The sequence below is a fragment of the Arthrobacter pascens genome (assembly GCF_030816475.1).
GTDB lineage: Bacteria > Actinomycetota > Actinomycetes > Actinomycetales > Micrococcaceae > Arthrobacter > Arthrobacter pascens_B.
On record NZ_JAUSXF010000001.1, the window covers coordinates 3,498,569 to 3,512,353 of the forward strand.

Annotated in this window: 12 protein-coding genes and 1 tRNA gene; 5 read left to right on the forward strand and 8 right to left on the reverse strand. The window is 65.6% G+C overall.

The genetic code is table 11. The annotated features are described in order from the left end of the window. The first annotated feature begins 36 nt into the window (after window positions 1–36). The 3 genes from QFZ40_RS16000 (at window position 37) to QFZ40_RS16010 (ending at window position 997) form a co-directional block, all read left to right on the forward strand. Window positions 37–109 (forward strand) — tRNA-Arg (locus QFZ40_RS16000). A gap of 1 nt (window position 110) precedes the next feature. Beyond that, window positions 111–593 carry a DUF6314 family protein gene (locus QFZ40_RS16005; protein ID WP_306905613.1) on the forward strand — a complete coding sequence of 161 codons (483 nt, stop codon included), beginning with the start codon at window positions 111–113 and terminating at the stop codon, window positions 591–593. Next, entirely contained in the window at window positions 590–997 is a 408-nt protein-coding gene (locus QFZ40_RS16010) for an NUDIX hydrolase (RefSeq protein ID WP_306905614.1), read from the forward strand. Before QFZ40_RS16005 ends, QFZ40_RS16010 begins: the two co-directional genes overlap by 4 nt. Here the strand turns inward: QFZ40_RS16010 and QFZ40_RS16015 are convergent. Both QFZ40_RS16015 and QFZ40_RS16020 read right to left on the reverse strand, forming a co-directional pair. After that, on the reverse strand, window positions 994–2,907 hold the full coding sequence (locus tag QFZ40_RS16015) for an ABC transporter ATP-binding protein (protein ID WP_306905615.1): 1,914 nt from the start codon (window positions 2,905–2,907) through the stop codon (window positions 994–996). The genes QFZ40_RS16010 and QFZ40_RS16015 overlap by 4 nt on opposite strands. Beyond that, on the reverse strand, window positions 2,904–4,568 hold the full coding sequence (locus tag QFZ40_RS16020; RefSeq protein WP_306905616.1) for an ABC-F family ATP-binding cassette domain-containing protein: 1,665 nt from the start codon (window positions 4,566–4,568) through the stop codon (window positions 2,904–2,906). The genes QFZ40_RS16015 and QFZ40_RS16020 overlap by 4 nt, the downstream gene beginning before the upstream one ends. Before the next feature lie 179 nt (window positions 4,569–4,747). Between QFZ40_RS16020 and QFZ40_RS16025 the strand changes: the two genes are divergently transcribed. Both QFZ40_RS16025 and QFZ40_RS16030 read left to right on the forward strand, forming a co-directional pair. Then, window positions 4,748–5,485 (forward strand): hypothetical protein, encoded by a 738-nt coding sequence (locus QFZ40_RS16025; protein WP_306905617.1) that lies wholly within the window; start codon window positions 4,748–4,750, stop codon window positions 5,483–5,485. Next, complete coding sequence (locus tag QFZ40_RS16030) at window positions 5,482–6,222, forward strand: hypothetical protein (protein ID WP_306905618.1); 741 nt, start codon at window positions 5,482–5,484, stop codon at window positions 6,220–6,222. The genes QFZ40_RS16025 and QFZ40_RS16030 overlap by 4 nt, the downstream gene beginning before the upstream one ends. 230 nt (window positions 6,223–6,452) lie before the next feature. Here the strand turns inward: QFZ40_RS16030 and QFZ40_RS16035 are convergent, their stop codons facing one another. The 6 genes from QFZ40_RS16035 to QFZ40_RS16060 all read right to left on the reverse strand — a co-directional run bounded on the left by QFZ40_RS16035 (window position 6,453) and on the right by QFZ40_RS16060 (window position 13,631). Further along, window positions 6,453–9,485 carry an alpha-mannosidase gene (locus tag QFZ40_RS16035; protein ID WP_306905619.1) on the reverse strand — a complete coding sequence of 1,011 codons (3,033 nt, stop codon included), beginning with the start codon at window positions 9,483–9,485 and terminating at the stop codon, window positions 6,453–6,455. 134 nt (window positions 9,486–9,619) lie between these two features. After that, complete coding sequence (gene fdhD / locus QFZ40_RS16040) at window positions 9,620–10,510, reverse strand: formate dehydrogenase accessory sulfurtransferase FdhD (RefSeq protein ID WP_306905620.1); 891 nt, start codon at window positions 10,508–10,510, stop codon at window positions 9,620–9,622. Between the two features lie 123 nt (window positions 10,511–10,633). Then, window positions 10,634–12,064, reverse strand: coding sequence for a molybdopterin molybdotransferase MoeA (locus QFZ40_RS16045; protein ID WP_306905621.1), 1,431 nt, complete (start codon window positions 12,062–12,064; stop codon window positions 10,634–10,636). Further along, window positions 12,061–12,354 (reverse strand): DUF6457 domain-containing protein, encoded by a 294-nt coding sequence (locus tag QFZ40_RS16050; RefSeq protein ID WP_306905623.1) that lies wholly within the window; start codon window positions 12,352–12,354, stop codon window positions 12,061–12,063. The genes QFZ40_RS16045 and QFZ40_RS16050 overlap by 4 nt, the downstream gene beginning before the upstream one ends. Window positions 12,355–12,388: 34 nt before the next feature. Further along, window positions 12,389–13,027 carry a molybdenum cofactor guanylyltransferase gene (mobA, locus tag QFZ40_RS16055; protein WP_306905624.1) on the reverse strand — a complete coding sequence of 213 codons (639 nt, stop codon included), beginning with the start codon at window positions 13,025–13,027 and terminating at the stop codon, window positions 12,389–12,391. A gap of 103 nt (window positions 13,028–13,130) precedes the next feature. Then, complete coding sequence (locus tag QFZ40_RS16060; RefSeq protein WP_306905625.1) at window positions 13,131–13,631, reverse strand: HNH endonuclease; 501 nt, start codon at window positions 13,629–13,631, stop codon at window positions 13,131–13,133. Between the last annotated feature and the right edge of the window lie 154 nt (window positions 13,632–13,785).

Genomic DNA, 13,785 nt, shown 5'->3' on the forward strand with positions numbered 1-13,785 from the left:
CCGGACGGACCGGCCCTGCCGGAACACCGGATGCGCGCCCTCGTAGCTCAGTGGATAGAGCACGGCTCTCCTAAAGCCGGTGTCGTTGGTTCGATTCCAATCGAGGGCACTTGAATCATCCTGACCCGGAGTTTGACCTCCGCGCCTACCTGCTCGGTATCGCCACCGCCCCGGCGGAAGCAGGGCGCTGGACAGTGCAGCGCCAGCTCCTGGACCGGGCGGCAGGCACCCAAGGAGCCTTTTCCGGCGTCGCGCGTTTCTCTGTAGCGGACGACGACGGCGGCCTGGCCTTCCGCGAGGAAGGCACCGTACGCTGGCCCTCCTTCGCCGGTCCCGCCTCCCGCGAATATCTGCTGAAGCCCGCCGGCCGCGCAGATGCCCTGGACGTGTTTTTTGCCGACGGACGGCCCTTCCACCGGATGAGCTTCAGCCCCGAGGCCAACCTGGACAGCCACTGGTGCGATCCGGACACGTACCGTGTCACCTACAGCTTTGATGGCCCGGACCGGTTCAGCTACGTATGGGACGTGCGCGGTCCCGGCAAAGATCTTTTACTGACGTCACGGCTTGAGCGGATAGGCTCGGAAGCGTGAACGCCCGAATCGTGGTCTCCGCCGTCTGTGTCTTCGATGCCGGCGGCCGGCTCCTGACCGTCCGCAAGCGCGGCACCGGAATGTTCATGCATCCGGGCGGAAAACCCGAGCCCGGGGAAACCGCCGTGCAGACGGCGGCACGGGAACTCGCCGAGGAAGTCGGCATTGTTGTTGAGCCGGGCGAACTCGAGCTGATGGGCGTCTGGATCGCCGCCGCCGCGAACGAGGCCGCCACGGACATCGAGGCTACAGTGTTCAGGGCGCCCGGGACCTGGACCGCACGTCCGTCAGCCGAGATCGCCGAGATCCGCTGGCTGGACCTCGCCGGCGAACTTCCGGCGGACCTTGCCCCGCTGCTCACGGAGCACATCCTCCCGGAGCTGGCGGCGGTTGAACGACCCTAGAACTCGGGTACGGCTTCCTCGACCACGGCTGTGGCCTCCGCAAACTGCGTGCGGTACAGCTCCGCATAGCGGCCGTCGGCTACCAGCAGTTCGGTGTGCGTTCCACGCTCCACGATCCGGCCGTCCTCCACCACCAGGATGACGTCTGCGGCACGGATGGTGGATAGCCGATGGGCAATCACGACGGCGGTGCGCCCCTCGAGCGCGGCACCCAGCGCCGCCTGCACGGCGGCTTCGTTCGTGGAGTCCAGCGCGGCCGTTGCCTCGTCCAGGATCACCACCCGGGGCTGCGAGATCAGCAGCCGGGCGATGGTGAGGCGCTGGCGTTCGCCACCCGAGAGCCGGTAGCCGCGCTCCCCCACCACTGTCTCCAGGCCGTCAGGCAGGGAGCGGATCATGGTCTCCAGCCTGGCCTGCCGAATGACGTCCCACATGTCATCCTCGGTGGCTTCGGGCCGGGCCAGGCGGAGGTTGGAGGCGATGGTTTCGTGGAAGAGATGGCCGTCCTGGGTGACCATGCCGAGCGTGTCACGCAGCGAGTCAAAGGTCACGTCCCGGACGTCCAAGCCGGTCCCCGGCATTGTTCCACTGAGCCGGACGGCGCCGGAATCGACGTCGTAGAGCCGGGAGAGCAGTTGCGCGATGGTGGACTTGCCTGCTCCCGAGGAGCCAACGAGCGCCACGGTCTGGCCCGGTTCGACCCTGAAGCTGATGCCGTGCAGGACTTCCTCGCCGCCGCGCGTGTCAAGGGTGGAAACTTCCTCCAGCGAGGCGAGTGACACTTTGTCCGCTGCAGGGTAGGCGAAGCGGACGTCGTCGAACTCCACGGATACCGGGCCTGGAGGCACGGCCACGGCGCCTGGCTTCTCCTTGATCAGCGGCTCGAGGTCCAGGATTTCAAAGACGCGCTCAAAACTGACCAGGGCGCTCATGATCTCCACCCGGGCGTTGGACAACGCGGTAAGCGGCGCATAGAGCCGGGTGAGCAGCAGTGCCAGCACCACGACGTCACCCGCTGCGAGCTGGCCGGCGATGGCGAGCCAGCCGCCGAGCCCGTAAACGAGTGCCAGTGCGAGCGCAGACACCAGGGTCAGGGCGGTCACGAACGTGAACTGCAGCATGGCCGTGCGGATGCCGATGTCCCGGACCCGGCCGGCCCGGAGGGCGAATTCCCGCGATTCCTCGTCCGGCCGGCCAAAGAGCTTGACCAGCGTGGCCCCGGGGGCGGAAAACCGCTCCGTCATCTGGGTGCCCATGGCGGCGTTGTTCTCCGCTGCTTCGCGCCGCAGGTCGGCCAGCTTGGACCCCATCCGCCGGGCAGGGATGAGGAAGACCGGCAGGAGGATCATCGCCAGGACGGTCACCTGCCAGGACGTGCCCATCATGACAATCAATGTCAGGATCAGGGCCACCACGTTGCTGACCACGCCGGACAGCGTGCCGGCGAAAGCCGACTGGGCACCGATGACATCGTTGTTCAGCCGGCTGACCAGGGCTCCGGTGCGGGTCCGGGTGAAGAACGCGATAGGCATTTTCTGCACGTGGTCAAAGACCCTGGTGCGGAGGTCAACGATGACGCCTTCACCGATGGTGGAGGACAGCCAACGGCTCACCAGCCCCAGCCCGGCCTCGGCGACAGCGACGACGGCAATGAGGGTGGCCAGCCTGATCACTTCATCGGCACCGGACTTGGCCACGATCGCGTTGACCACCTGCCCTGCCAGGACCGGTGTGGCCACAGCAAGGAAGGCCATAACAATGGACAGCGCCACAAAGGCAAGCAGTTTTCCCCGGTGCGGGCGGGCGAATCCGAGGACCCGCTTCAGGGTTTCCTTGGAGAACGGCTTGGAGCCGCTCTTGGCCCGGGTGATCTTGTACAGGGAGTTCCAGGCCACCCCTTCCATGCTCATCGGAGTTGCTCCCTAGTGCCTGTCATCAGTTCAGTAACCGTCCCGTCTTCCACATTCCACCGCACATCCAGCCGGACGTTCTCCAGCAGCCTGCGGTCATGGGTAACTAACAGCAAAGCGCCCTCATAACTTCCCAGGGCCTCTTCCAGCTGCTCAATGGCCTGCAGATCGAGGTGGTTGGTGGGCTCATCGAGGACCAGCAGGTTCACGCCGCGGGCCTGCAGCAGGGCCAGTGCTGCCCTTGTCCGCTCCCCCGGCGATAGGGAATCGACGGGCCTGGCTGTGTGGTCCGCCTTCAGCCCGAACTTCGCCAGCAGAGTCCTGACCTCCGCCGGGGTCAGGTCCGTGAGCACGGCTTCGACGGCGTCGGCCAGTTTCAGGTGCCCTGCCAGCAGTCCGCGCGCCTGGTCGATTTCGCCGACGGCCACCGATGCGCCCATGGCGGCGTTACCCGAGTCGGGGGTCTGGACGCCCAGCAGCAGGCGCAACAGTGTGGACTTGCCGGCGCCGTTGGGCCCGGTGATGCCGATCCGTTCCCCCGCATTCAGCTGGAGGTTGACGGGGCCCAGTGTAAAGTCGCCCTGATGAACGACGGCGTCCCGCAGCGTGGCCACAACAGCGCTGGACCGGGGTGCCTGGCCGATGGTGAACTGCAGCTGCCATTCCTTCCGTGGTTCCTCCACCACGTCCAGCCGGGCAATCCGGGATTCCATTTGCCGGACTTTTTGCGCCTGCTTCTCGGAGGACTCGGTGCTGGCGGCGCGGCGGATTTTGTCGTTGTCGGGGCTTTTCTTCATGGCGTTCCGGACACCCTGGGAGCTCCACTCTCGCTGCGTCCGTGCGCGGGAAACCAGGTCAGCCTTCGTGGAGGCAAACTCCTCGAACCGTTCCCGCGCATGCCGCCGGGCCACGGCGCGTTCCTCCAGGAACGCCTCGTAGCCGCCGTCGTACACTGCCACCGAATTCTGGGCCAGGTCCAGTTCCACGATGGTGGTGACGCAGCGGGCCAGGAACTCCCGGTCATGGGATACCAGCACGACGCCGCCACGAAGTCCCTGGACAAAGGCTTCAAGTTTGGCGAGTCCGGCCAGGTCCAGGTCATTCGTGGGCTCATCCAGCAGGACGACGTCGAAGCGGCTCAGCAGCAGCGCGGCCAGGGCCACGCGGGCGGCCTGGCCACCGGACAGCCCGGTCATGGGAGCGTCGGCCCCCGTGTCCAGGCCAAGGTCGGCGAGTACTGCCGGAATGCGCTCGTCGAGGTCCGCGGCTCCGGAGGCCATCCACCGGTCAAAGGCGTGGGAATAGGTGTCGTCAGCGCCGGGAGCGCCGGAACCCAGCGCCTCAGCCGTGGATTCCATCTCGGCCGTGGCCTGCAGGCAGCCGGTCCGGCGGGCAATGTACCCGGCCACCGTCTCGCCAGCCACGCGTTCGTGTTCCTGGGGAAGCCAGCCCACAAAGGCATCTGCCGGGGCAAGGCTGACGCTTCCTTCCTGCGGTTGGTCAACACCGGACAGAAGCCGCAGCAGCGTGGATTTGCCGGCACCGTTCGCACCCACCACGCCCACGACATCGCCGGGCGCAACCGTCAGCGAGAGCTTTGAGAAGAGCGTGCGATGGTCATGGCCACCGGAAAGGTCTTTGGCAACAAGGGTTGCAGTCATTGGTCCATTCTCCCGCCCCCGCACGGGAGGCATAAAAGAACCCGCTGGTCCGGACTTGGGGGGTGTGCGGACCAACGGGCTCGACCATCAAGCATAGTCGAGCGCCCGCCGGGCGCAAAATCACCCGCGGCACGGCAGGCTAAAATCAAGGCAGACATCCGTCCTGCAGAGAGCCCTCCATGCCCATCCCCGCCAAGGCGTTCCAGCGCTGGCTGCAAGGCATTGCGCCTGACACCAGCACTGCTGATGTCTGCCGGATTTCCGGGATCAAGCGGACCACCCTGGCCCAGCAAATGGTCCGCGGCAAGATCTCGGGGACCACCGTGGTGAGCATCAGCAGAGCCTTCAACATCAACCCCGTGGATGCGCTGGCGGTTTTCGATACTTTCCGGGCATTAGGCGACCCGCCACGTCCTCCCAGCAGAGCCGAACTCGTCAGCCAGGTCTCCACGCCCGATCTCCTGCGCGCAGTGCTGGCACGGCCCGCTCTGGATCCCGCGGGCCAGCCGTCCGCCGGACGGCCCACGCTGAGCCCGACGCCGCATGCCACCTCCGTAAAGAACTGGGTGGAGGCAATCGACGACGGCGAGCTGAGGCACCGCGTGTCGGCGGCCACGGGAATAGCGCCGCAGAACTATTCGGCGCAGCTGACAGCGAACCGGCTGGCCCCCGAATTGGCCGTCGCAACTTCCCTTGCGGCCGGCGTCGGGCCTGTGGGCGGCCTGGTGGCCAGCGGGCTGATTACGGAGGAGGAGGCCGGCTGGCCTCCGGATGCGCGGCAGGCCGCGCTGGACAGCCTGTCTGACGGCGAGCTGACGACGCTCGCGGGAGACAGGCTGCTGGCCCTGGGCAAAGCACTCCGGCGCCAGGAACAGGACCAAGAAAAGACAGACAAAATCTGGGAGAACCTGGGATGATCGAAATTCTTCAGTGGTCCACCCTGGCCACCTGCGCGGTGGTAGCCGGAGCCCGGGTTCCGAGCGCCCTGCGGGGAGAGAACAGAACGGTCTTCTACATTTTCGCGCTGCTGACTGTGGCCATCCTGCTGAGCATTGAGGCACCGTACGTTGCCATCGACAAGGCACTGGGCGGGATCAACCTGACCAACCTCATCCTCCGCTTTGTCATTTTCGCGGCGATCTATTTTGTCGGCATCCGGGTGACGAAGGGATTCGACGCCGAGGATGGCCATCGGCTGATTACAGGATGGGCGGGCAGGGCGGTCCTGGCCTTGATCTCCATGGCCGTGGTGGTGCTGTTCCTCATGATGGACACGGCCGGTTCCTCGTCGGGGCTGAACGGGGTGGCGCTGAAAGATGCCCGGAACGGGCTGCTGGTGGAGTTGTACGGTGCTGCCGGGCGCGCCTATCCCACCTTCGTGTCCCTTGTCCTGCTTCCCGCCATGGTGCGGGCAGTCCGAAGCGCCCTGCCGGCGCTCGTGCGGATGGCTGCCTTCCTGCTCGGTGCAGGTGCCGTGGCTATTGCCCTGACACTGCTGTTCCCGTTGTGGCCGCCACAGTGGGGTACGGCCAAGTTCATTGTCAACTACACAGCTGTGCTGTGCTTTGTGATCGGACTGGCGTTGATCTGGGCGGCCAGGATCAGGTACGGCCGTAATGTTCCCAGGAAAATCACCTATGCTACCGCCGAGTAACCACTTACTGATTCACAAAATCATTAGAATATGAAACAATCATGAATGTGTGAAGGCGGCAGGCGCAGGGCGTTTACGAACGGGGTAAATTCTTGGACGTTGCGCTTCATGGTTCTTTGCACATTTTGGGGGGATGAGTGGTGGCGGCCGTTGGGGACCGCCCCCACTCAGCCCCTTTAAAGGGGTTTTTCCATTCGTCAGGCATTCCTCTTTTTGCTTGCGAGGAATCCCTACCGGCGGAACCTCAGGGTCACCAGCTGGAAAGGACGCAGGGAAAGTTCCACAGTGCCGTCTTCTCCCGCCGCCACACCGGGAGCCTCGCCGGGACGTTCCAACAGATCCGTGGCCTGGATGCCCTTGACCGGGAAGTTAGCTGAGAGCACCCCGGCAGACCGCTGGCCCCAGGACTCGTAAAGCCTGACAATGGCATCGCCCGAACCGTCCTCTGCCAGCTTGACCGCTTCGATGACCAGCGCCGGATTGTCCACGCTGAACAGCGGCGCCACGGGCGCGGCGCCCCGGACGACGCGGGGGGCCAGGTTAGTGCGGTAGCCCTCCTCGACGGCCTCGGCAATGCCGGCACCGGGGCGTATGGTCACGGTCAGCTCGTGGTGCCCGCGGTCGGCGGCGGGGTCGGGAAATTTGGGTGCGCGCAAGAGCGAAAGCCGCACGGTAGTGGTGGTCCCGCCGTCGTCCTCCCGGATGCTCCGGGTGACGTCATGTCCGTAGGTGGACGAATTCGAAACAGCGACACCGTAACCGGGCTCGGCCACATGGATCCAGCGGTGCGCGCAGATCTCGAACTTCGCGGCCTCCCACGACGTGTTGACATGGGTGGGACGGAAAACATGGCCGAACTGCGTCTCGGAGGCGGACCGGTCCGCCCGGACATCCAGGGCGAAGCCCAGTTTGAGGAGCTTCTCGCGTTCCTGCCAGTCGACGGCGGTGGTGATCGTCAGGGAGCTTCCACCGGCTTCGAGAGCAATCCGCTGGGTGATGTTCGAGGATCCTGCCAGCCGCTCCACGACCACAACGGCAGTCCCGGAGTCGCGTACGAGCCGGATGGACCGGGCCTCACTGAGAGGCGTGACATTGCGGCGGTAGAACTCGTCGATGTCCCAGGCGTCCCACTCGTTCGGAGTATCCCGGTACAGCTCCAGCAGGTTGCCGCGCTGGCCCGGTGCGATGGCTTCCCGCCCGCTGGCGTAGTCCGTCAGGGATGTGATGAGTCCGTCGGCGTCCAGGACGGCCCTGATGATGCCGTTGTCCAGCACATATCCGCCGGCCGCTTCCGTTGCCTCGACGGGTTGGATTGCGACGACCGGTTCGCCGGCGGCGAGGGCGGGAACGCCATGACGTGCATGCGGAGCGGCGTTGAGCAGGAACTCGCGCTGGCCTGCACCAAGGATCGAGGCAGCAGCCTGGCTGATGATGCCTTCGAGGCCGCCGCCGATGGCGGCATAGTTCCGTTCGGCATCCTGGTGGACCCACGCGATGGAACTGCCCGGCAGGATGTCGTGGAACTGCTGCATCAGGACCAGCCGCCAGAGGCGTTTGAGCTCGGCGGCCGGGTAGGTAAAGGATCCGCCGCTGCGGATAGCCGCCGTTGCGCACCACAATTCGGCTTCCCGGAGGAGGTGTTCGCTGCGTCGGTTGCCGCGCTTTGTCTGGGCCTGGCTGGTGTAGGTGCCGCGGTGGAGTTCCAGGTACATCTCCCCCACCCAGACCGGGGGTGCCTTGTACTCTTCCTCGGCTTGGGTGAAGAAGCTTTCCGCGGAGCCGATCCGAACCCTCGGAGAGCCTTCCAGGTCAGCGGCGCGGCGGGCGGCTGCCAGCATTTCACGGGTGGGGCCGCCGCCGCCGTCGCCATAGCCGAACGGCACCAGTGAGGTGTTGCCGCGCCCGTGGTCACGGTAATTGCGTTCTGCATGCGCCAGGTCGCGCGCGCTCAGCTCGGAATTGTAACTGTCCACGGGCGGGAAGTGCGTGAACAGCCGGGTGCCGTCGATGCCTTCCCAGATGAAGGTGTGGTGCGGCATCCTGTTGATCTGGTTCCAGGAGATCTTCTGGGTGAGGAACCAGCGGCTGCCGGCGGACTTGACGATCTGGGGCAGGGCCGCGGAGTAGCCGAACGAGTCCGGAAGCCAGGCCTCGCGGCACTCCACGCCGAACTCCTCAAGGAAGAAACTCTTGCCTTCCAGGAACTGGCGGGCCATTGCTTCGCCACCGGGCATGTTGGTGTCGGATTCGACCCACATGCCGCCGACGGGGATAAACTGGCCGGCCTTGACCTTTTCCCGGATGCGGGCGAAAAGCTCGGGGTAGTACTCCTTCACCCAGGCAAGCTGCTGGGCGGACGAACAGGAGAAGACAAAGCCGGGGTTCTCGTCCATCAGCGCCACCACATTGGAGAACGTCCTGGCACATTTACGGATAGTTTCGCGCACCGGCCAGAGCCATGCAGAATCGATGTGCGCATGGCCCGTGGCCACCAGCTGGTGTGCCGAGGCATACGCGGGCCTGGACAGCACTTCAGCCAGCACTTCACGTCCGGCGGCAGCGGTCCCGGCGATGTTGTCCGGATCCATGACGTCCATCATGCGTTCCAGTGCGCGGAGGATCTCATGGCGCCGCGGCTGCTCGGTGGGGAGTTCGTGCATCAGCCCTGCGAGGGACCAGATGTCCTGCTGGAGTTCCCACACAGACTGGTTCAGTTCTGCGATGGCGATGGCGCCGAGCCTGTACTGCGGTGCCGTTCCCGCCGTGGCCTTGTCCCCGTATGGCATCGCGGCGAAAGTCCAGCCCTGCGCAACGTCAGGGTTCGCCGCCGCTTCGACATAGAAATCCACAGACATTCCGCTGCCCAGGAGCTTGAGCGGGATGTACTGGTTCCGTGGCGATATGGCCTTGATAATGGTCCCGTCCGGACGCCAGGCAATGCCCTCGCACTGAAAGCCCGGTACCTCGGTAGTGAACCCAAGGTCAACCACGATTTCCACAGCCGTATCCGGTTCCGTGCCCCAGGTTTCCGGAACGTCGCCCCGCAGCCGCAGCCATTTGGTGCCCCAAGGCTTTCCCCAGGCAGCCCCGTGCTCCTGCTGCACGAAATCGTGCCGCAGTGCCTCGAGGACGGTCACGGGTTCATCCGGCGCATCCCAGCTGCTCAGGCTGAGCGGAACGCTGCGTGAGTACACGGCGGGAGTGATCCGCTCGCGCACGAAGCGGTCCAGGCGGACTTCCGTGATCCGGCGGTCGTCATGCAAAATAAGCCCTCTTTAATGCTTGAAACGGAAGTACCTGAAAGTGGATCATCGTTTCCATTCGATGGATAAAATCTACCGTTCCCTAGACCAATAACCAAGCATCGCGACAACGTGCCGGGCCCCGGTGCATGGTTCTAGCCCTGAAGCCTGACGGGAACGGAGGCTGCGGAGGGGAGAGTGATCCTGCGCTGCCCGGCGTAGATGTTCAGGCTGGTGCCCCGGCTGAATCCGGCCAGTGTTATCCCGCTGGCTTCGGCCAGTTCCACGGCAAGGCTGGAGGGTGCGCTGACAGCCGCCAGGACCGGGATGCCGGCAAGGGCTGCCTTCTGTACCAGCTCGAATGACGCACGGCCCGATACTTGCAGCACCAGTCCGGAGAGCGGAAGGAGCCGTTCACGCAGAGCCCAGCCCACCACTTTGTCCACGGCATTATGGCGTCCAACGTCCTCGCGGAGGCACAAAAGCTCCACGCCGCCGTCGTCACTAATCCTGAACAGGCCGGCGGCGTGCACTCCCCCGGTGACGTCGAAAACTGCCTGCGCAGCACGGAGGCGTTCCGGCAACGATGCCAGTACGTCGGCGCGCACGGTGACGGGGTCCGCAGCGGGACTGTAGTGGGATGACTTACGGACGGCGTCGATGGAATCCGTGCCGCAGATGCCGCAGGAACTGGAGGTGTAAACATTCCGGCCGGTTTCCGGGAGCCGGACATCCGGACGCAGCTGGGCCTCCACCACGTTGAACGTCTGGACGCCGTTTTCGTCCTCCCCGGCGCAGAACCGCAGTGATACCAGCTGCTCCGGTTCCCAGACGATCCCCTCGGACACCAGGAAGCCGGCCACGAGGTCAAAATCGTCGCCGGGAGTGCGCATGGTCACGGAAAAAGAGAGGGTGCCGAGCCGGATTTCCAGCGGTTCCTCAACAGCCAGTACGTCCTCACGGTGCCGCACCGGGAACTCCAATGCGTTAGGAGAACCGTCAAGGACGTACTTGTGCACCTTGCGGCGCTGGGTTACGCGGCCCATACGGTATCCGCCACCCTGGGCGCTAAGGCTGCAGGAGCACTCCGGGACGTGCAGGCCTGGCCGGTATTCCTGTTCATCTCTCCATCATTGCAAGCCTCAGGCGGGTATGCCAGCGGCGCCGGCTCAGCCCAGCAGGGCGCTCCAGTCGACCGGGCCGGCCGGGGCCGCGGGCTTTCCCGCCGACTTGGCGTCCGTGCGTGCCGCGGTTCTGGATGCGGCCTTGGCTTTGGCCCTCGCGCCGGCCGCCTCCGGGACCGGGACGGGCGGGCCCCAGGGCAGCGCGAACGCCGGCACGGGCTCACCCAGCTGCACGCCGTGGGGCGGAACAATCATCACGCCGTCGGCGGATGCCAGCCCCCGCATCATGCCCGGTCCAGTGTGCTGGGCCGGTGACGCCATGCCGTAGAGCAGGCGGAAGGGCATCAGCCGTGTCCGGCCGGGATCGGGCTCGATGGTGGTTCCGGACGGGACCTCCTGCACAGGAGGCATCTTTCCGTGTCCCAAAGCCGCCAGCAAGGGCTCGCCGACCGTGGAAAGCGCCATCATGGCAGCCAACGGGTTTCCCGGCAGTCCCAGGACAAATCGTCCGTCCGGAAGTTCGGCCAGGACAACGGGGTGGCCTGGCCGCATGGCTACCCCGTCGATGATGAGCCGCCCGCCCAGTTCGGCCACTGCCTGGCGCAGGTGGTCTGTTCCGGAGCGGCCAGTGCCGCCTGTGGTGATGACGACGTCGGCAGGCAGGACAGCTGGCACCGGGACTCCCGCGCCTTCCGGCTCCGGCGCGCCGGAAGCCAGGGCGACGTCTTCCAGGCCGTTCAGCCACTCCTCATAGGAGTCGCCAATCTTTTCCTGTCCGCCCATAATGCCGCCAAGCATCTCCACCACCGCCGGCAGCTGGTGACTGAAAGTGTCCCGCACCTTTCCCGGCTCCGGCAGTCCCTTGGAAACCACCTCGGAACCCGTGAGAAGGAGTTTCACCAGGGGCTTTCCCTGCACCAGCAGCGCATCGTGGCCTGCCAGCGCCGCAAGTGCCAGGTGCGCCGGATTAAGGCGTATCCCGACCTTCACCAGCACTTCCCCTTGGCTGGCCTCCTCAGCCGCCTTGCGGATGTGCTGGCCGTTCCGCGGCTCACCCGGCCTGGCGGTGCCGCCGGTCATGAGCACCGGCAGTCCGTCGTCGTCGGTGCCCAGCACGGCATTTTCGCTGCGGAGCACTGCCTTGGCCCCGGGCGGGATCAGGCCGCCCGTCACAATGGGGCTTGCCTCATGGGGCGCCAGCCGGTGTCCTGCCTCCGCCAGGATCCAGGGGCCGCTGCCGTTGACCGCCCAGCCGTCCATCGCCGAGGACGCGTAGTGCGGCATATCCTGCAGGGCAGTGATGTCTTCAGCCAGGATCCTCCCCAACGCATGCTGCAAAGGAACCCTCCCGGCCGGGATGGGAGTGGCGGCCTCAAAGGCGACGGTCCGGGCTTCCTCCCAGGTGTGGGCCAAATGCCTTGCCGGAGTTTGCTCGGTTTCCGGATGATCCGGTGCGTCGCCGGGGTCTGCTGTCATTCGCCGGGAGCCCCGGCGGCTTCAGCATCGTACTCGGAGGCAAGGGCGCGCGCCACGTCCATCGCGGCGGCCATGGAGGCGGCATCTGTGGCCTGCCCCGATCCGGAGGCCAGTCCGGCTGCGAAACCTGCGATGAATGTCGTCAAGGGCGCGGCCGGCCGGACTACGGCGTGGGCAGCCACGCCGGCGAGTGCGAGGATCGCGTTGACGTCCAGCTGGACGTCTTCGAGCTCATAAGCCTGAAGTAACGACCTGCACCATTCCTCCAGCGTCTCATCCTGGCTTTTCACGCTCTGCCTCCCAAATCAACTGCGGCCGCGCTGGTCAGGAACCGGGGCGTGGTTCCTGGCTGGCCACTCCAAGTGCGGCGGCATCATCCCAGGTGTCCACGTCTTCGGTGGAGCCGGCCGGGACGGTGACCAGCTGCACGTCCAGACTAGCAAGGAGTGTCCTCACAGAACCGTTGGTTAACGCCCCCCTGGACGCAAGGTCCTGCACGGAGCGTTGTAGCGCGGCTGTGCTATAAAAGCCCACCAAGGGCTGGAGGCGGCCGTCTGGGGAGACTGCCATGACGCCGTCCGAACCTGCCATGCCTGTTTCCTGGGGCTGGATCGCCTTGGCCAAGGCCTGCACGGCGGCAGCGACATTGGGCATGTCGCAGGCGAGAACCAGCGTAAAGGGGCGTGCGTGGCCCGTCTGCGCCAGCGCCGCCAGCCCGGCTCCGACGGCGGCGGCCGGCCCGGCGAACGGCGGATCCTCCCGGCAGCTGAGCACACCGGTCGGAAGGACCCCCGATTCCGGGCCCACGACGACAAGTCCGGCGGCACCGCCCGCAGCGTCGAGGGCGCGCTGTAGCAGGCTGGTGCCGTCGTAGACCAAACTCTGCTTGGGGATCCCGCCCAGCCGCGAGGAACGGCCACCCGCGAGAATCACTGCATCAAATTCCAAGGTGTCACGCTCCACGGTCCAAGCCTAGCGGGGCTGGCGCAACGCGACGTGCCAGCTCAGGTCCGCAAGTGCAAGCTCCGCAAAGTCAGCCCTCAGCCCGGACCCCGCAGCTCAGGGATCAGGCTGCCCGTTCAGGCAGCAGGAAAGGATCCCAGGCAGGAGTCGGCTTCTCCAGCTCCTTGATCTGCCAGATGGTCCCATGCGGGGGCTCGGGGACGAACCGCAGCTTCCAGCCCATCTCACCAGGGGTATGGTCGCCTTTGGCGTTATTGCAGCGCAGGCAGGCAGCGACCAGGTTTTCCCAAGAATCAGCACCTCCCCGTGACTTGGGGTGCACATGGTCAATGGTGTGGGCAGCCTTGCCGCAGTAGGCGCAGCGGTGGCCGTCCCTGCGAAGCACACCCCGCCGGCTGACCGCAGTGCTCTGGTTGTATCTCGGACGAATGTAGCGGTTCAGGAGAATCACGGACGGGCGGCCCAGTATCTCCTGAGGTCCCACCACAGGGTCCTCGCCTTCGGCCACCACGCTTGCCTTGCCGGTCAGCACAAGCACCAGCGCCCGGCGGAAGGTGATAACCGCCAGCGGTTCATATCCAGCATTCAGAACGAGAGTGCGCATGCACATACCTCTTCACGGCCGCACCCGTCAGGGGCACGAGGGCCGGCTGCCCCCGGCATGTCCGGGCTATGGATCGACACCACAAGAGTAAACAAAGAAACGCAGGATCGGGTAATCGACGGTCACCGGGCACCCGTGTCGGTTGCCCTCCCCC

Coding starts and splice junctions, on each gene's coding strand:
- fdhD (WP_306905620.1), bottom strand. CDS start 10,510: ATGGGCCGCGTAACCCAGCGCCGCAAGGTGCACAAGTACGTCCTTGAC.
- QFZ40_RS16030 (WP_306905618.1), top strand. CDS start 5,482: ATGATCGAAATTCTTCAGTGGTCCACCCTGGCCACCTGCGCGGTGGTA.
- QFZ40_RS16020 (WP_306905616.1), bottom strand. CDS start 4,568: ATGACTGCAACCCTTGTTGCCAAAGACCTTTCCGGTGGCCATGACCAT.
- QFZ40_RS16025 (WP_306905617.1), top strand. CDS start 4,748: ATGCCCATCCCCGCCAAGGCGTTCCAGCGCTGGCTGCAAGGCATTGCG.
- QFZ40_RS16015 (WP_306905615.1), bottom strand. CDS start 2,907: ATGAGCATGGAAGGGGTGGCCTGGAACTCCCTGTACAAGATCACCCGG.
- QFZ40_RS16060 (WP_306905625.1), bottom strand. CDS start 13,631: ATGCGCACTCTCGTTCTGAATGCTGGATATGAACCGCTGGCGGTTATC.
- QFZ40_RS16045 (WP_306905621.1), bottom strand. CDS start 12,064: ATGACAGCAGACCCCGGCGACGCACCGGATCATCCGGAAACCGAGCAA.